Origin of the sequence: Comamonas nitrativorans, assembly GCF_042654765.1 — a bacterium.
Taxonomy (GTDB): domain Bacteria; phylum Pseudomonadota; class Gammaproteobacteria; order Burkholderiales; family Burkholderiaceae_C; genus Comamonas; species Comamonas nitrativorans.
Window position 1 is genome coordinate 231,248 of record NZ_JBHSEW010000002.1, and the last position, 16,559, is coordinate 247,806.

Annotated in this window: 16 protein-coding genes; all 16 read left to right on the plus strand. The window is 64.7% G+C overall.

All coding sequences use genetic code 11. The features are described from left to right. The first annotated feature begins 72 nt into the window (after positions 1-72). Positions 73-498: a nucleoside-diphosphate kinase gene (ndk, locus tag ACFO3A_RS03510; protein ID WP_377724025.1), complete on the plus strand. Its 426-nt coding sequence runs from the start codon at positions 73-75 to the stop codon at positions 496-498. Positions 499-562: 64 nt separating this feature from the next. After that, positions 563-1,687: a dual-specificity RNA methyltransferase RlmN gene (gene rlmN, locus ACFO3A_RS03515; protein WP_377724026.1), complete on the plus strand. Its 1,125-nt coding sequence runs from the start codon at positions 563-565 to the stop codon at positions 1,685-1,687. Between the two features lie 47 nt (positions 1,688-1,734). Then, complete coding sequence (locus ACFO3A_RS03520) at positions 1,735-2,574, plus strand: tetratricopeptide repeat protein (protein WP_377724027.1); 840 nt, start codon at positions 1,735-1,737, stop codon at positions 2,572-2,574. Continuing rightward, entirely contained in the window at positions 2,567-3,463 is an 897-nt protein-coding gene (locus ACFO3A_RS03525; RefSeq protein ID WP_377724028.1) for a helix-turn-helix domain-containing protein, read from the plus strand. Before ACFO3A_RS03520 ends, ACFO3A_RS03525 begins: the two co-directional genes overlap by 8 nt. A gap of 3 nt (positions 3,464-3,466) precedes the next feature. Beyond that, positions 3,467-4,759, plus strand: a complete 1,293-nt coding sequence (gene ispG / locus ACFO3A_RS03530; RefSeq protein ID WP_377724030.1) for a flavodoxin-dependent (E)-4-hydroxy-3-methylbut-2-enyl-diphosphate synthase — start codon at positions 3,467-3,469, stop codon at positions 4,757-4,759. 79 nt (positions 4,760-4,838) lie between these two features. Then, on the plus strand, positions 4,839-6,134 hold the full coding sequence (gene hisS / locus ACFO3A_RS03535) for a histidine--tRNA ligase (protein WP_377724031.1): 1,296 nt from the start codon (positions 4,839-4,841) through the stop codon (positions 6,132-6,134). Positions 6,135-6,165: 31 nt separating this feature from the next. Next, the gene (locus ACFO3A_RS03540) at positions 6,166-6,843 is read left to right on the plus strand and encodes a YfgM family protein (protein WP_377724034.1); all 678 of its coding nucleotides are present in this window, start codon (positions 6,166-6,168) and stop codon (positions 6,841-6,843) included. Next, positions 6,843-7,979 (plus strand): outer membrane protein assembly factor BamB, encoded by a 1,137-nt coding sequence (gene bamB, locus ACFO3A_RS03545; protein ID WP_377724036.1) that lies wholly within the window; start codon positions 6,843-6,845, stop codon positions 7,977-7,979. Before ACFO3A_RS03540 ends, bamB begins: the two co-directional genes overlap by 1 nt. A 21-nt stretch (positions 7,980-8,000) precedes the next feature. Next, a complete protein-coding gene (gene der / locus ACFO3A_RS03550; RefSeq protein WP_377724038.1) occupies positions 8,001-9,350 on the plus strand; it encodes a ribosome biogenesis GTPase Der in 1,350 nt (449 codons plus the stop codon). A gap of 104 nt (positions 9,351-9,454) precedes the next feature. Further along, a complete protein-coding gene (gene hfq / locus ACFO3A_RS03555; protein ID WP_377724039.1) occupies positions 9,455-9,703 on the plus strand; it encodes an RNA chaperone Hfq in 249 nt (82 codons plus the stop codon). Positions 9,704-9,755: 52 nt separating this feature from the next. Beyond that, positions 9,756-10,973 (plus strand): GTPase HflX, encoded by a 1,218-nt coding sequence (hflX, locus tag ACFO3A_RS03560; RefSeq protein WP_377724040.1) that lies wholly within the window; start codon positions 9,756-9,758, stop codon positions 10,971-10,973. A 41-nt stretch (positions 10,974-11,014) separates the two neighbouring features. Next, a complete protein-coding gene (gene hflK, locus ACFO3A_RS03565) occupies positions 11,015-12,367 on the plus strand; it encodes an FtsH protease activity modulator HflK (protein WP_377724041.1) in 1,353 nt (450 codons plus the stop codon). A gap of 19 nt (positions 12,368-12,386) precedes the next feature. Then, a complete protein-coding gene (gene hflC, locus ACFO3A_RS03570; RefSeq protein ID WP_377724043.1) occupies positions 12,387-13,283 on the plus strand; it encodes a protease modulator HflC in 897 nt (298 codons plus the stop codon). Between the two features lie 126 nt (positions 13,284-13,409). Continuing rightward, positions 13,410-14,561 carry an ATP phosphoribosyltransferase regulatory subunit gene (locus tag ACFO3A_RS03575; protein WP_377724044.1) on the plus strand — a complete coding sequence of 384 codons (1,152 nt, stop codon included), beginning with the start codon at positions 13,410-13,412 and terminating at the stop codon, positions 14,559-14,561. Positions 14,562-14,590: 29 nt separating this feature from the next. Further along, complete coding sequence (locus tag ACFO3A_RS03580) at positions 14,591-15,967, plus strand: adenylosuccinate synthase (RefSeq protein WP_377724045.1); 1,377 nt, start codon at positions 14,591-14,593, stop codon at positions 15,965-15,967. Between the two features lie 19 nt (positions 15,968-15,986). Continuing rightward, complete coding sequence (locus ACFO3A_RS03585; RefSeq protein ID WP_377724046.1) at positions 15,987-16,511, plus strand: phosphoribosyltransferase; 525 nt, start codon at positions 15,987-15,989, stop codon at positions 16,509-16,511. The last annotated feature ends 48 nt before the right edge of the window (positions 16,512-16,559 follow it).

Sequence of the window (16,559 nt, forward strand, 5' to 3'; positions counted from 1 at the left end):
CGGCACGATTAGAATGCCGGGTTTTGCCCGGTCGCGGCAAAAAAGATTTTTTATTTCCAAGGAAAACTTCTCATGGCTCTCGAACGTACCCTCTCCATCATCAAACCCGATGCCGTTGCCAAGAACGTGATCGGCCAGATCTACGCCCGCTTCGAAGGCGCCGGCCTGAAGATCGCTGCCGCCAAGATGGCCCACCTGTCGCGCGGCGAAGCCGAGCAGTTCTACGCCGTGCATAAAGAGCGCCCCTTCTTCAAGGATCTGGTGGACTTCATGGTCTCCGGCCCCGTCATGATCCAGGTGCTGGAAGGCGAAGGCGCCATCCTGAAAAACCGTGAACTGATGGGCGCCACCGATCCCAAGAAAGCCGAAGCCGGCACCATCCGCGCCGACTTTGCCGACAGCATCGACGCCAACGCCGTACACGGCTCCGACGCAGCGGAAACCGCCGCCGTCGAAATCGCCTTCTTCTTCCCCGGCATGAACGTCTACGCACGTTGATCGCCCCTGAACCCCGTGCAGCCCGCGCTGCATGGGGCGCTGCCCGGTGCGGGCAGACCCCTCCATGACCGCCACCAATCTTCTGAATTTTGACCTCCCCGGCCTGATCGCCTATTGCCAGGCGCTGGGAGAAAAACCGTTTCGCGCCACCCAGTTGTTCCGCTGGATGCACCAGCGCGGCGCCACCGACTTCGCCCAGATGACCGATCTGGCCAAGTCGCTGCGCGAGAAACTGAGCGTCCAGGCCCGCATCGAAGGCCTGAAAATCCTCACCCAGCAGGAATCGCGCGACGGCACCATCAAGTGGCTGTTCGACGTGGGCGATGGCAACGCGATCGAGTCCGTGTTCATCCCCGAAGACGATCGGGGCACGCTGTGCGTCTCCTCCCAGGCCGGTTGTGCCGTCGGCTGCCGCTTCTGCTCCACCGGCCACCAGGGCTTCAGCCGCAACCTGACCACCGGCGAAATCATCGCCCAGCTGTGGTTTGCCGAACACTTCCTGCGCAAGCACCTGAACACGTCCGAGCGCGTCATCACCAACGTCGTGATGATGGGCATGGGCGAGCCGCTGCAAAATTATTCCGCCCTGGTGCCCGCCCTGAAAATCATGCTGGACGACCACGGCTACGGCTTGTCGCGCCGGCGCGTGACCGTCTCCACCTCCGGCGTGGTGCCGATGATGCAGCGCCTGAGCCAGGACTGTCCGGTGGCCCTGGCCGTCTCGCTGCACGCCCCCAACGACGCGCTGCGCGACCATCTGGTGCCGCTGAACAAGAAGTACCCGCTGGACGAGCTGCTCCAGGCCTGCGTGGACTACCTGGAATTTGCCCCGCGCGACTTCGTGACGTTCGAATACTGCATGCTGGACGGCGTCAATGACCAGCCCGAACATGCCCAGCAGCTCATCGCCCTGGTGCGCCGCCACGGCAATGGCAAGGCGTGGTGCAAGTTCAACCTCATCCCGTTCAACCCCTTTCCGCAATCGGGGCTGCTGCGCTCCAGCAACGCAGCAGTGCAGCGCTTTGCCCAGCAATTGAGCGATGCGGGCATCGTCACCACCGTGCGCAAGACGCGCGGGGACGACATCGATGCGGCCTGCGGGCAGCTGGCGGGCGACGTAAAAGATCGCACGCGAGCGGCAGACCGCATGGCAAAGCAACGTACCATTAGCATTCACCGCGCCCGCTAGGGGCGCGGTGGTCGTGTCTTGTTCTGTTGCTGGTTGAAAGGATCTTCATGCACACCCCAATCCGGATTTCGCCTCCTGCCCTTGCCATGGTGCGCCGATGGCATCGGGCCTTGGGGGCCGGGGTGTTGCTGGCGGCGCTGGCCGGGTGCGCCGCCACCGGCGCGGTGTCCAATCCGGGGCAGGAGCCTGGTTCGGCCTCCGAGGACGAGGCCCATCGCCTGGCGCACACCCGGCTGCAACTGGGGGCCATGCACTTCAGCGAAGGGCGCAACGAGATCGCCCTGGGCGAAGTGGCCCGCGCCCTGCAGGCCTATCCCGGCTATGTCGATGCCTACAACCTGCAAGGCTGGATTTATCTGGCCGAGCGCGACTACCTGAAGGCCGATGCCAGCTTCGACCGGGCCCTGGGCCTGCGCCCGGGCGATCCGGACATTCGCTACAACCAGGGCTGGTCGCAGTGCCAGCAAAAGAAATTCGACATGGCCCAGCTGCACTTCGATGCAGCTCTGGCCGCCACCCGGTTTGCCGATCAGGGCCGGGCCCGCACCCTGCTGGCCAAGGCCGTCTGCCTGCGCGAAGCCGACAGCCGTGCGGACACTCTGACCCTGCTGGCCCAGGCGTATGAACTGGACCCGGGCAATCCGACCATCGAACTCAATTACGCCCAGGCGCTGTTCGACCGGGGCGAGGCCCGCAAGGCGCGGTTCTACGCGCAGCGGCTCAATAACAGCGATCGTGCCAGCGCCGCTTCCCTGTGGCTGGGCATGAAGATCGAGCGCCAGCAGGGCGACGCCATTGCCGTGCGGCAGTTGGCCGATCAGCTGATCCAGCGCTTCCCTACCTCCAAGGAACGCGAAAAATTTGACCGGGGAGCGTTTGATGAGTGAGTCCACCAGCGAGGCGGTGCAACCGGCTGCCGCGCCCATCCAGGCCGGTGCGGCCTTGCGCCAGGCCCGCGAAAGCCGGGGCGTGGCATTGGCCACCCTGGCGGCGACATTGAAAGTGCCGGTCGGCAAGCTCCAGGCACTGGAAGACGAGGACTGGCAGCGCCTGCCCGACATGGTGTTCGCCCGGGCGCTGGCGCAAAGCGTCTGCCGCACGCTGCAGATCGACGCCGGGGCCATCCTGGCCCTGCTGCCCCAGCAGAAGGTCGCGGCCCTGCAGCCCCGGCTGGGCATCAACGAACCCATGCGCGAACGCGCCGTGCCGTCGATTTTCCCGACTGCCTCGGCGGGCGGGGGCGGGCGCTGGCTGTGGGTGCTGCTGCTCCTGATCGTTCTGGGGGGCGTGGTGTATGGCGGCCTGCTCTGGCAGAAAGACCTGCTGCAAGACGACGACGCCCCGGCGGCCCACGCGCAGGCCGATGAGGATGCGCCGCTGTTCCCGCCGTCGGACGAGGAGGGCGATGAACCCTCCGCCGTGTCCCTGGCGCTGGCGCAGCCGCAACCGTCATCGGAAGAAAGCGCCGCCCCGGCCGAGGCCGCTGACCCTGTGGCGTCTGCGCCCGCACCTGCCGAGCCGGCGTCTGCCGATGCCGCCGTGCCGGTGCTGCGCCTGCAGGCCAAGGGCGCGACCTGGGTGCAGGTCGTCGATGCCCAGCAGCGTCTGCTGGTGGAAAAAATTCTGCAGGAGGGGGAGGTGTTCACCACCTCGGCCCCCAGGCCGCTGACGGTGGCCATCGGCAAGGCCGACCAGACGACCGTGGAAATTAATGGTGTCCCGTTCGACCCCCGGGCCAAGGCCCGCGACAACGTGGCACGTTTTGAGGTGAAGTAACAAGTGTCCGATTCGATCTGGGCCGCCAGCCCCATCGCGCTGGCCGCGCCCCTACCGCGCCGCAGCCGCCAGGCCCGCGTGGTGTGCGGGGAAAACGTGGTGACGGTGGGCGGCGATGCCCCCGTGCGCCTGCAGTCCATGACCAATACCGACACCGTGGAGGCGGTGGAAACCGCCATCCAGGTGCGTGATCTGGCCCAGGCCGGTTCGGAACTGGTGCGCATTACGGTCAATACCCCGGAAGCGGCCCAGGCCGTCCCCTACATCCGCGAGCAGCTCGACCGCATGGGCTGCAACGTGCCGCTGGTGGGCGATTTCCACTACAACGGCCACCGGCTTTTGAGCGATTTCCCGGACTGCGCCCAGGCGCTGTCCAAGTACCGCATCAACCCCGGCAACGTGGGCAAGGGCGACAAGAAGGACAAGCAGTTCGCCCAGATGATCGAGATCGCCGCCCGCCACGACAAGGCGGTGCGCATCGGCGTGAACTGGGGCAGCCTGGACCAGGAACTGCTGGCGCAGCTGATGGATGCCAACGGCCGGCGCCCCCAGCCCTGGGATGCGCGGCAGGTGATGTACGAGGCGCTGATCACCTCGGCCATCACCTCGGCGCGGCGGGCCGAGGAGCTGGGGCTGAACGGCAACAACATCATCCTGTCGTGCAAGGTCAGCGGCGTGCAGGATTTGATTGCCGTGTACCGTGAACTGGCGCGGCGCTGCGACTACGCCCTGCACCTGGGCCTGACCGAAGCAGGCATGGGCACGCGCGGCACGGTGTCCTCCAGCGTGGCCCTGGGCATCCTGCTGCAGGAGGGCATTGGCGACACCATCCGCGTCTCGCTCACGCCCCAGCCGGGCGAGGCCCGCACGCAGGAAGTGGTGGTGGCGGCGGAAATCCTGCAGGCGCTGGGGATGCGTTCCTTCGTGCCCAGCGTCACCGCCTGCCCCGGTTGCGGGCGCACCACCAGCACGGTGTTCCAGGAGCTGGCCAAGGAAATCGACGACTTCCTGCGGGCGCAAATGCCCGTCTGGCGTGCGCAATACCCTGGCGTGGAAAGCATGAAAGTGGCCGTCATGGGCTGCATCGTCAACGGCCCGGGCGAGAGCAAACATGCCGACATCGGCATCAGCCTGCCCGGCACCGGCGAAGCGCCCACCGCCCCGGTCTACATCGACGGCGAAAAGGCCATGACCCTGCGCGGCGAGCATATCGCCCGGGAGTTCCAGCGCATCGTGCTGGATTACGTCCAGCAGCGGTACGCGAATAAAGCAATAGCTGTTTCCGCAGGTGCATAAACGGTTTCAAAGCTAAAATTACCTGAAATCCTTGTATATCCAGCGGTAAAAGCTCCTTTTTTTAATAATCCAGAACAACATGGCAAAACCCGAAAAACTCAGCGCCGTCAAAGGCATGAACGACATCCTGCCCGGCCAGTCCGAGCGCTGGCAGTGGCTGGAAGCGCAGGTGCGCGACCTGATGGACAGCTTCGCCTACCGCAACGTGCGCACACCCATCGTGGAACACACCCAGTTGTTCGTGCGCGGCATCGGCGAAGTGACCGACATCGTCGAAAAAGAGATGTATTCGTTCGAGGACAAGCTCAACGGCGAACACCTCACCCTGCGCCCCGAAGGCACGGCCAGCCTGGTGCGGGCCACGATCGAGAACAATCTGCTCTACGACGGCGGCAAGCGCATGTGGTACATCGGCCCCATGTTCCGCCACGAGCGCCCGCAGCGCGGCCGCTACCGCCAGTTCCACCAGATCGGTGCCGAGGCCCTGGGCTTTGCCGGGCCGGACGTGGATGCCGAGCTGATCCTGCTGGCCGTGGCCCTGTGGAAGCGCCTGGGCCTGTCCCAGTGGCGGCTGGAAATCAACAGCCTGGGCCAGCCCGAGGAGCGCCAGGCGCACCGCGCCGCGTTGATTGCCTACCTGGAGCAGCACCAGGACGTGCTGGACGAAGAAGCCCAACGCCGCATGTACGCCAACCCGCTGCGTGTGCTGGACACGAAAAACCCCGCCATGCAGGACATGGTGAACAACGCCCCCAGGCTGATCGACTATCTGGGCGAGGCCTCGCTGGCGCACCTGCGCGGCGTGCAGGCCATCCTGGACGCCAACGGCGTGCCCTGGACGCTCAACCCCCGTCTGGTGCGCGGCCTGGATTACTACAACCTCACCGTGTTCGAGTTCGTCACCGACCTGCTGGGCGCCCAGGGCACCATTTGCGCAGGCGGGCGTTACGACTACCTGATCGAACAGGTCGGCGGCAAGCCTGCCCCGGCGGTGGGCTGGGCGCTGGGCGTGGAGCGCGTGCTGGAGCTGGTCAAGGAACTGGGCACTGACATCCCCACGCCGCAGCCCGATGCCTATGCCATCGTCCCCGATGCCGCCGCCATGCCCCAGGTACTGCAAACGCTGACGGCCTTGCGCGAAGCGGGCGTGCGCGTGCAGATGCACGCCGCCACCGAGCAGGGCATGGGCAGCATGAAATCGCAATTCAAGAAGGCCGATGGCAGCGGTGCCCGCTTTGCGCTGATTTTCGGCAGCGACGAGCTGGCGCGGGGCGAGGTCACCGTCAAGGCGCTGCGCGACGGACAAGGCGCCCAAACCACCCAGCCGCTGGCCGAGGCGGCCACCTGGGCGGCCAGCCTACAATCACACTCCTGATTTTTTACCGCTGAAGCATTACTAGGGCACTATGGCAACGCATCTGGACCTGGAAGAACAAGAGCAGCTTGACCAATTCAAGCATTTCTGGAACCAATGGGGCACCCCGATCACCACCGTGCTGGTCGTCGTCCTGGGGGGCTTTGCCGCCTGGAACGGCTGGCAGTTGTGGCAGCAGCGCCAGGCCACGCAGGCCGCGGCGCTGGCCGATGCGGTGACCGTCGCCGTGCAAAGCCAGGACCAGGGCCGCGTGGCCCTGGCCTTTGAAGAATTGAAGAAGGAATACGGCGCCACCGTCCAGGCCAGCCAGGCCGCCTTGCAGGTCGCCAAGGCAGCCCAGGATGCCGGCAAAACCGATGCCGCCAAGGCCGCCTTGCAATGGGCCGCCGACCACGCCGAGGATGCGGGCTACCGCTCCACGGCCAAGCTGCGTCTGGCCGCCCTGCACATCCAGGCCCAGGAGCTGGATGCCGCCGCAGCTCTGCTGCAAGGCGATTTCGCCCCCGAATTCAAGGCCCTGGCGCAAGACCGCCTGGGCGATGTGCTGCAACTGCAAGGCAAAACCCAGGAAGCCATCGCCGCTTACCAGCAAGCCTGGCACCAGCTCGATGAGCGGCTGGAATACCGCGCCCTGGTCGCCTACAAACTCAATGCCCTGGGGATTGCAACCACGGCAACTACTGCACCGACGACGGAGTCCGCATCGTGATGAAGCCATCTTCCCTTCCCCTGTGGGCGCGTCGCAGCGCCCTGGCGCTGGCCGTTGTGGCCGGCTTGGCCGCCTGCGGCTCCAAGGCGCCCAAGCCTGCCGATCTTGGCCCCAACGTGCCTGTGCTGCCGGTGCGCCAGGCGTGGCACAGCAGCATTCCCGCCCTGAAAAACGCCAGCATCGCACCGCAGGTGGTCGGCCAGAATCTGGTGCTGGCCGCTGCCGATGGCACCGTGGTCAGCCTGGATGGCGCAACGGGCCGCGAGCAATGGCGCAGCCAGGTCGGCAAGGCCCTGCAAACCGGGGTGGGCAGTGACGGCAGTCATGCCGCTGTCGTTACCGTCGCCAATGATCTGGTGGTGCTGGGCCAGGGCGGTACTCTGTGGAGCAAGCCGCTGAGTGCTGCCTCGTACACCGCCCCGCTGGTGGCGGGCGGGCGGGTTTTCGTGCTGACGGCCGACCGCCATCTGACTGCCTACGATGCCCAGGACGGCACCCAGTTGTGGACGTTGCAGCGCGATGGCGAGCCGCTGGTGCTGCGCCAGCAAGGCGTGCTGGCAGCGCATGGCAATACGTTGCTGGCGGGGCTGTCGGGCCGTCTGGTGGCCTTGAATCCGGACAACGGTGTCGTATTGTGGGAAGCGCCCCTGGCCACCCCGCGCGGCACCAACGATGTGGAGCGGCTGGTCGATCTGGTCGGCCCCTATGCCCGCAACAACGACGTGGTGTGCGCCCGCGCCTTCCAGGCCAGCGTCGGCTGTGTGGATGTCGGCCAGGCCCGCCTGATGTGGACGGCGCAGGCCAAAGGCTCGGTCGGCATCGGCAGCAACAGCGAACAGGTCTTCGGCGCCGAAAGCAATGGCACGGTGCAGGCCTGGAGCCGGCGCGACGGTGCCAAGCAATGGAGTACCGAGCGCCTGCAGCTGCGCCAATTGACCGCACCGCTGGCGCTGGGGCGCTCGGTTGTCGTGGGCGACAGCACCGGGCTGGTGCATCTGTTGTCCAAGGACGATGGCAGCCCGCTGAACCGCCTCAGCACCGACAGCAGCGGCATCGCTGTTGCCCCGGTGGTGGTGGCCGATACCTTGGTGGTGGTGACCCGCAACGGCGGGGTGTACGGCTTCCGCCCGGACTAAAGCGTTTTTAAGATTGTTTGCATGAAACCTGTGATTGCCCTGGTAGGGCGGCCCAACGTGGGCAAATCCACCCTGTTCAATCGGCTGACCAAGTCGCGCGATGCGATCGTCTCGGACTTTGCCGGGCTGACACGCGACCGCCACTACGGGCAGGGCCGCCAGGGCAAGCTGGAATACATCGTCATCGATACCGGTGGCTTCGAGCCGGACGCCTCCCAGGGCATCTTCCGGGAAATGGCCAAGCAGACCCGCCAGGCCGTGACCGAGGCGGATGTGGTGGTGTTCGTCGTCGATGCCCGCGATGGTCTCTCGGCCCAGGATCATGAAATCGCCAACTACCTGCGCCGCCTGGGCAAGCCCTGCCTGCTGGTGGCCAACAAGGCCGAAGGCATGCAGGCCGGCGCCCAGCTCACGGAGTTCTATGAACTCGGCCTGGGCGAGGTGTACCCCGTCTCGGCCGCCCACGGCCAGGGCGTGCGCGGTCTGGTGGAGTTGGCCCTGGCCCCCTTGCAGCTGCCCGAGGAAGAAGAGCTGCCGGAGCTGGAAGACGGCGAGCTGCGGCCCATCAAGCTGGCTTTGGCCGGGCGGCCCAATGCAGGCAAATCGACACTGATCAACACCTGGCTGGGCGAGGAACGGCTGGTCGCCTTCGACTTGCCGGGCACGACGCGCGATGCCATCAGCGTGCCGTTCGAGCGCAACGGGCAGAAGTTCGAGCTGATCGACACGGCGGGCCTGCGCCGCAAGGGCAAGGTGTTCCAGGCCATCGAGAAGTTCTCGGTCGTCAAGACCTTGCAGGCGATCGAATCGGCCAACGTGGTGCTGCTGCTGATCGACGCCACCGAGGGTGTGACCGACCAGGACGCGCACATTGCCGGCTACATCCTCGACAGTGGCCGTGCCGTGGTGCTGGCCGTGAACAAGTGGGATGCGCTGGACGAGTACCAGCGCGAGCTGGTGCAGCGCTCCATCGAAACCCGGCTGGGTTTCCTGAAGTTTGCCAATCTGCATTTCATCTCGGCCACCAAGCGCCAGGGGCTGGGGCCGCTGTGGAGTTCCATTGCCCAGGCGCACAAGGCGGCCACCTGCAAGATGCCCACGCCGGTGCTGACCCGCGTGCTGCAGGAATCCCTGCAATTCCAGACGCCCAAGAAAGTCGGCGCCTACCGCCCGAAAATGCGCTACGCCCACCAAGGCGGCATGAACCCGCCGGTTATCGTGATTCACGGCAATTCGCTGAATCTGGTCACGGATGCCTATAAACGTTTTCTGGAAGGGCGTTTCCGCAAGGAATTCAATCTGGTGGGCACACCGCTGCGCATCGAGCTGAAAACCGCGGACAACCCTTACGCAGACAAAAACAAGAAATAAAATCCCTGCACAGCCGGGCAGCACGCTTGCGCAAGCACGTAAGCTTTGTTTGGCTGTGTTAAGGTGTCGGTTTACAACAACATATCTCAACACGGAGTTATATCGTGAGCAATAAAGGCCAACTTTTGCAGGATCCTTTTCTGAATGCCCTGCGCCGTGAGCATGTGCCCGTTTCCATTTATCTGGTCAATGGCATCAAGCTGCAAGGACAGATCGAATCGTTCGACCAATACGTCGTGCTGCTGCGCAACACCGTTACGCAAATGGTTTACAAGCACGCCATCTCGACCATCGTTCCCGGTCGCCCGGTCAATTTCAGTATCACTGAAACTGGCGACAGCGCTGCCGCTTGAGGCCGCAGCATTTCGGTGCGCGGGCGCCTGAATTTCAGCAGGCCAGCGCCGCATGACTGCACCCACATCCTCCCAAGCTTCTGCCACTCCGGTGATCCTCGTCGGGGTGGATTTCGGTTTGCCCCATTTCGATGCCGAGCTGCAGGAACTGGGCCTGCTGGCGCAAACCGCCGGCCTGGTTCCGGTGGCCAGTCTGGTGTGCAAGCGCAAGGCGCCCGATGCGGCCCTGTTCGTCGGCAGCGGCAAGGCCGAGGAACTCAAACTCCTGGCCGATATGCACGGTGCCGAGGAGGTGTTGTTCGACCAGGCCCTGGGCCCGGCGCAGCAGCGCAACCTGGAGCGCTATCTGCAGCGCCCGGTCAATGACCGCACCTTGCTCATTCTGGAAATTTTTGCCCAGCGGGCCCGCAGCCACGAAGGCAAGTTGCAGGTCGAGCTGGCACGCTTGCAGTACCTGAGTACCCGGCTGGTGCGCCGCTGGAGCCACCTGGAACGCCAGCAAGGCGGTATCGGTCAGCGCGGCGGTCCCGGCGAGACGCAGATCGAGCTGGACAAGCGCATGATCGGCGAGGCCATCAAGCGCACCAAGGAAAAGCTGCTCAAGGTAAAAAAGCAGCGAGGCACCCAGCGCAGGCAGCGCCAGCGCCAGGGCGTGTTCACCATTTCCCTGGTGGGCTATACCAACGCGGGCAAATCCACGCTGTTCAACGCCTTGGTGAAAGCCCGGGCGTATGCCGCCGACCAGTTGTTTGCCACGCTGGATACCACCACGCGCCAGATGTACCTGGGGCAGGCACAGACTTCGGTGTCCTTGTCCGACACGGTGGGTTTCATCCGGGATCTGCCGCACGGTCTGGTCGAGGCTTTTCAGGCGACTTTGCAGGAAGCGGTGGATGCCGACCTGCTGCTGCACGTCGTGGATGGCGCCAATCCCAATTATCCCGAGCAAATCCAGCAGGTGCGCCAGGTGCTGGCGGAAATCGGCGCTGCCGATATTCCGCAGGTGCTGGTGTTCAACAAGCTCGATGCCATTCCCGCCGGGCAGCGCCCGCTGCGGATGCAGGACGAATACGAGGTCGATGGCCAAATGTTGCCGCGTATCTTCGTCAGCGCTGCGGCCAACCAGGGCCTGGATGTTTTGCGCCAGTGGCTGGCTGAAACGGTATTGCAGGCGCAGGCGGCTTCTGCTTCGCTGGAATTTTTTGATGCCAACCCTATCTCTATCCGTCAGTCCGATACGGCATCCGATAGGGACGAAAGCTTACTTTGATAACGGCGGCTGCACCGCCTTCTTTGATTGAGACTTTGCGCATGAATTTTCACCATCGCCTCCCTCGTTGGGTCGCACTTCTGCCAGGCTTGCGCGGCATGTTCAATTTGAATGATCCCCGCTGGGGCCGGGGGGAGGGGAAAGACGATGACCGTGCTTCCGATCCCGACCCTGCCGACCGCCCACCTCCGCCTCCTCCGCCGCCGCGTGGCCGTGGCCCGCAAGGCTCCGGGGGCGGGCAGCCGCCCGATCTGGATGAACTGTGGCGCGATTTGAACCGCAAGCTTACGGGCCTGCTGGGCAACAAGGGCGGCGGTGGCGGCGTGCGCGGCAACAGCCCCGAGCCGGACATGAAAGGCACGGGCATCGGCATCGGACTGATTGCCGGACTGGCCGGGCTGATCTGGCTGGGTACGGGCTTTTTCATCGTGCAGGAAGGTCAGCAGGCCGTCGTCACGCAGTTTGGCCGTTACCACTCGACGGTGGGCGCGGGTATCAACTGGCGCATGCCATACCCCATCCAGAGCCACGAGCTGGTGTTCGTCACGCAGATCCGCTCGGTGGATATTGGCCGCGACATGATCATCAAGAGTACCGGCCTGCGCGAATCGGCCATGCTGACCGAGGACGAGAACATCGTCGAGATCAAGTTCGCCGTGCAATACCGTCTGAGCGACGCCCGTGCCTGGCTGTTCGAGAGCAAGAACCCCGATATTGCCGTGGTGCAAGCGGCGGAATCGGCCGTGCGCGAAGTGGTCGGCAAGATGCGGATGGACTCGGCCCTGGCCGAGGAACGTGACCAGATCGCCCCGCGTGTGCGCGAGCTGATGCAGACCATCCTGGATCGCTACAAGGTCGGCGTGGAAATCGTCGGCATCAACCTGCAGCAGGGCGGGGTGCGTCCGCCCGAGCAGGTGCAGGCGGCATTCGACGATGTGCTCAAGGCCGGACAGGAGCGTGAACGCGCCAAGAACGAAGCCCAGGCCTATGCCAACGACGTGATTCCCCGCGCCACCGGTACGGCAGCGCGGCTGGCGCAGGAGGCCGAAGGCTACAAGGCCCGCATCATGGCCCAGGCCGAAGGGGATGCGCAGCGCTTCAGCTATTTGCTGACGGAATACAAGAAGGCCCCGCAGGTCACGCGTGACCGCCTCTACACCGAGGCGCTGGAAGAGGTCTACAGCAACGTCACCAAGGTTCTGGTCGATTCGCGCCAGGGTTCCAACCTGCTGTATCTGCCGCTGGACAAGATCATGCAAAGCGCGGGCGCCGCCCCGCGTGCGGTTCAGGATGCCGCTCCCCGCACAGCGGTGCCCAGCGCCAGCGGGGCGGAACCGGCCCTGGATGTGCGTGCCCGTGATGTCAGCCGTTCGCGCGAGCGCGAGTCGCGTTAAACGCTAAGGAGTAGCAAGAGTGAATCGACTAGCTTTTTTCGCCACCACCGTATTGATCGCCCTGGCCCTGGCCAGCTCCATGCTGTTCGTGGTCGATCAGCGCCAGTTTGGCGTCGTGTATGCCCTGGGCCAGATCAAGAGCGTGATTACCGAACCGGGCCTGAACTGGAAGCTGCCGCCGCCGTTCCAGAACGTGCGCTACATCGACAAGCGTCTGCTGACGCTGGAGAGTACCGACACCGAACCCATGCTGACTGCCGAGAAACAGCGCGTGGTCATCGACTGGTACGTGCGCTGGCGCATTACCGACCCGTCCGAATACATCCGTAACGTCGGCCTGGACGAAACCTCGGGCGCCATGCAGCTCAACCGCGTGGTGCGCAACGCTTTCCAGGAAGAAATCAACCGCCGCACGGTGCGCGAGCTGCTGTCCAGCCGGCGTGAAACCCTGATGGCCGACGTGAAGAAGGAAGTGCTGGAAGCCGTGCGCCGGGGCAAGCCCTGGGGCATGGATGTGGTGGACGTGCGTATCACCCGTGTGGATTACGCCGAGACGATCACCGAATCGGTCTACCGCCGCATGGAGGCCGAGCGCAAGCGCGTGGCCAACGAGCTGCGTTCCACCGGCGCGGCCGAGGGCGAGAAAATCCGTGCCGATGCCGACCGCCAGCGCGAGATCGTTGTCGCCAACGCCTACCGCGATGCGCAAAAGGTCAAGGGGGAGGGCGATGCCGGGGCGGCACGCACTTATGCCGAAGCGTTCGGGCAGGATGCGCAGTTCGCCAAGTTCTACCGCAGCCTGGAGGCCTACAAGGCCAGCTTTGCCAACAAGGGCGATGTGCTGGTGGTCGATCCGGCCAGCACCGAGTTCTTCAAGTCCTACCGCAGCGGTGGCGCTGCGGCGGCGGCCAATTGATGCGACCGCTGCACTGACTTCGGGGCACAGGCCCTGGCCTATACCACAGCACAGGCCGCGTCCTTTTCCAGGGGCGCGGCCTGTGAGCCGATAGAATCACGTTTTTAACAGCTCCCCTCTTTTTCCATGTCAGCCTGGCTCCTGCCGGATCACATTGCCGACGTCCTGCCTTCCGAGGCGCGGCACATCGAGGAACTGCGCCGAGGTCTTCTGGATACGGCCCGCAGTTACGGGTATGAATTGGTCATGCCCCCTTTGCTCGAGTATCTCGATTCCCTGCTTACCGGCGCAGGGGAAGCGCTCAACCTGCAGACCTTCAAACTGGTCGACCAGCTCTCGGGGCGCACCTTGGGCCTGCGGGCCGACACCACCCAGCAAACCGCCCGCATCGACGCCCACCTGCTCAATCGTCCGGGGATTGCCCGGCTGTGCTATTGCGGCCCGGTGCTGCACACCCAGCCCGATCGTCCCCGTGCCACGCGCGAGCCGTTGCAGTTCGGGGCGGAAATCTACGGGCACGAGGGCATGGAAGCCGACGTCGAAGCGCTGGCCCTGGCGCTGGACTGCGTGCGCGGCGCGGGCGTGCGTGACTTCAGCGTGGACCTGGCGGACGTGCGCATCGTGCGCCACCTGTGTGCCGGGGTCATGGTCGATCCGGCCGTGCTGCAGCGCGTCCATGCCGCATTGGCGGCCAAGGATGCGACCGAGCTGTCCAGTCTTACCCGAGGCTTCCCCGCCGCCACCCGTGAAGGCTTGCTCGCAATTTTGCAGCTTTATGGGGACGTCCAGGTTCTGAAAGAGGCTGAAACAGCCTTGAAAGCTACGCCTGCCGTGCGGCAGGTGCTAGAAAATCTGAAATCTCTGGCCGCGCAATTCCCCGAGGTGAACTTCACCTTCGATCTGGCCGACCTGCGCGGTTATTCCTATTACAGCGGCACGCGCTTTGCCCTGTACGTGCCCCAGGCCAGCGATGCCCTGGTACGCGGCGGTCGGTACGACGAGGTGGGGGCCGTGTTTGGCCGCAACCGCCCGGCAGCCGGTTTCAGCCTGGACATCAAGCAGCTGGTTGCCGTGGTGCCTGTACGGCCCTTGAAGGCCGCCATTCGCGCCCCCTGGGCGCAGGATGCTCAGCTCCAGGCTGCCATTGCCCAATTGCGCCAATCGGGCGAAACCGTGGTCTGCACCCTGCCGGGGCAGGACGACCGGGTCGATGAATTTCGTTGCGACCGCACGCTGGCCCTGGTCGATGGCCAGTGGACGGTGCAGGCGCTGGTGTAAGTTTTCCTTCTCTTATGGATGTGGACGTGATGAACGCAAACAAAGCTCGTAATGTGGTCGTGGTCGGAACCCAGTGGGGCGACGAAGGCAAAGGCAAGTTGGTCGATTGGCTGACCGAAAGCGCCCAGGCCGTGGTGCGCTTCCAGGGAGGCCACAACGCCGGTCACACCCTGGTGATCAATGGTCAGAAAACCGCCTTGCACCTGATTCCCAGCGGCATCATGCGCCCCGGGGTGAAGTGCTTCATCGGCAACGGCGTGGTGCTGGCCGTGGGCAAGCTGTTCGAGGAAATTGCCGGGCTGGAGAAAGCCGGCGTCAGCGTGCGCGAGCGCCTGCGCGTCTCCGAAGCCTGCCCGCTGATCCTGCCCTTCCACCAGGCGCTGGACGTGGCCCGCGAAGCTGCCCGCGAAGAGGGCGGCCAGCAAAAGATCGGCACCACCGGCAAGGGCATCGGCCCGGCCTACGAGGACAAGATCGCCCGCCGCGCCCTGCGCGTGCAGGACTTGAAGCACCCCGAGCGCTTTGCCGCCAAGCTGCGCGACCTGCTCACGCTGCACAACCACGTCCTGGTCGAAGTGCTGGGCAGCCGCACGTTCGAGTTTCCGGATGCGCTCAAACCCTACGTCGTTCATGGCGAGGTGCAGTTCGATGCCGTCTACCAGGAGGCCATGCAGCAGGCCGAACAGCTCAAGCCCATGATTGCCGACGTTTCGCGCGAACTGCACGACACCTACGCGGCGGGCGGCAACCTGTTGTTCGAAGGCGCCCAGGGCACGCTGCTGGACGTCGATCACGGCACCTATCCCTACGTCACCTCCAGCAACTGCGTGGCCGGCAATGCCGCAGCGGGCGCCGGCGTCGGCCCGGGCATGTTGCACTACGTGCTGGGCATCACCAAGGCCTATTGCACCCGCGTGGGCAGCGGCCCCTTCCCGACCGAGCTGGATTGGGAAAAGGAAGGCACCCCCGGCTACCACATGAGTACCGTGGGCGCGGAAAAAGGCGTCACCACGGGCCGCGCCCGCCGCTGCGGCTGGTTCGATGCCGCGCTGCTCAAGCGCTCGGCGCAGATCAACGGCCTGTCCGGCCTGTGCATCACCAAGCTGGACGTGCTGGACGGCCTGACCGAATTGCAACTGTGCGTGGGCTACGAGCTGGACGGCGAGAAAATCGACATCCTGCCCCTGGGCGCGGACGATATCGAGCGCTGCAAACCGATCTACGAAACCATTCCGGGCTGGACGGAAACCACCGTCGGCGTGACCGACTACGCCAAGCTGCCGGTCAATGCCCGCCGCTACCTCGACCGCATCCAGGAAGTGACCGGCGTGCCGATTGCCGTGGTGTCCACCAGCCCCGACCGCGACCACACCATCCTGCTCCACAACCCCTACAGCGCCGACTAAGGCCCAGAGGATGATCCCCATGCTGACTGAAGACGGCAAGCACCTGTACGTTAGTTACGACGACTACCACGGCCTGATCGAAAAACTGGCCCTGCAAATCCATAAATCCGGTTGGGAGTTCGACACCATCCTGTGCCTGGCCCGGGGCGGCCTGCGCCCGGGCGACATCCTGAGCCGGATTTTCGACAAACCCCTGGCCATCATGTCCACCAGCTCGTACCGGGCCGAGGCGGGCACCCAGCGCGGGCATCTCGATATCGGCCGCTTCATCGCCACGCCCAAGGGCGAAATCGCGGGCCGTGTGCTGCTGGTCGACGATCTGGCCGACTCGGGCGTGACGCTGACCGCCGTGGTCAAGCGCCTGCAGGAAAGCTACCCGCCGATCACCGAACTGCGCACCGCCGTGATCTGGACGAAGGGCATCTCCAGCTTCCGCGCCGATTATTCGGTGGAAGACCTGCCCACCAACCCCTGGATTCACCAGCCGTTCGAGGGCTACGACACCCTCACGCCGGAAAAGCTGCTGAAAAAGTGGCAGCTCTAAAATGCTGATCCACGCACAGAGCGCCGCTTGCGGCGCTTTGGCGTTTAT

What these genes read in the sequence shown, in the direction of transcription:
- der (WP_377724038.1), top strand. Translation starts at nt 8,001, where the DNA reads ATGAAACCTGTGATTGCCCTGGTAGGGCGGCCCAACGTGGGCAAATCC.
- rlmN (WP_377724026.1), top strand. Translation starts at nt 563, where the DNA reads ATGACCGCCACCAATCTTCTGAATTTTGACCTCCCCGGCCTGATCGCC.
- ACFO3A_RS03520 (WP_377724027.1), top strand. Translation starts at nt 1,735, where the DNA reads ATGCACACCCCAATCCGGATTTCGCCTCCTGCCCTTGCCATGGTGCGC.
- ndk (WP_377724025.1), top strand. Translation starts at nt 73, where the DNA reads ATGGCTCTCGAACGTACCCTCTCCATCATCAAACCCGATGCCGTTGCC.
- ACFO3A_RS03580 (WP_377724045.1), top strand. Translation starts at nt 14,591, where the DNA reads ATGAACGCAAACAAAGCTCGTAATGTGGTCGTGGTCGGAACCCAGTGG.
- ACFO3A_RS03575 (WP_377724044.1), top strand. Translation starts at nt 13,410, where the DNA reads ATGTCAGCCTGGCTCCTGCCGGATCACATTGCCGACGTCCTGCCTTCC.
- hisS (WP_377724031.1), top strand. Translation starts at nt 4,839, where the DNA reads ATGGCAAAACCCGAAAAACTCAGCGCCGTCAAAGGCATGAACGACATC.
- hflK (WP_377724041.1), top strand. Translation starts at nt 11,015, where the DNA reads ATGAATTTTCACCATCGCCTCCCTCGTTGGGTCGCACTTCTGCCAGGC.
- ACFO3A_RS03525 (WP_377724028.1), top strand. Translation starts at nt 2,567, where the DNA reads ATGAGTGAGTCCACCAGCGAGGCGGTGCAACCGGCTGCCGCGCCCATC.
- ACFO3A_RS03585 (WP_377724046.1), top strand. Translation starts at nt 15,987, where the DNA reads ATGCTGACTGAAGACGGCAAGCACCTGTACGTTAGTTACGACGACTAC.
- bamB (WP_377724036.1), top strand. Translation starts at nt 6,843, where the DNA reads ATGAAGCCATCTTCCCTTCCCCTGTGGGCGCGTCGCAGCGCCCTGGCG.
- ACFO3A_RS03540 (WP_377724034.1), top strand. Translation starts at nt 6,166, where the DNA reads ATGGCAACGCATCTGGACCTGGAAGAACAAGAGCAGCTTGACCAATTC.
- hflX (WP_377724040.1), top strand. Translation starts at nt 9,756, where the DNA reads ATGACTGCACCCACATCCTCCCAAGCTTCTGCCACTCCGGTGATCCTC.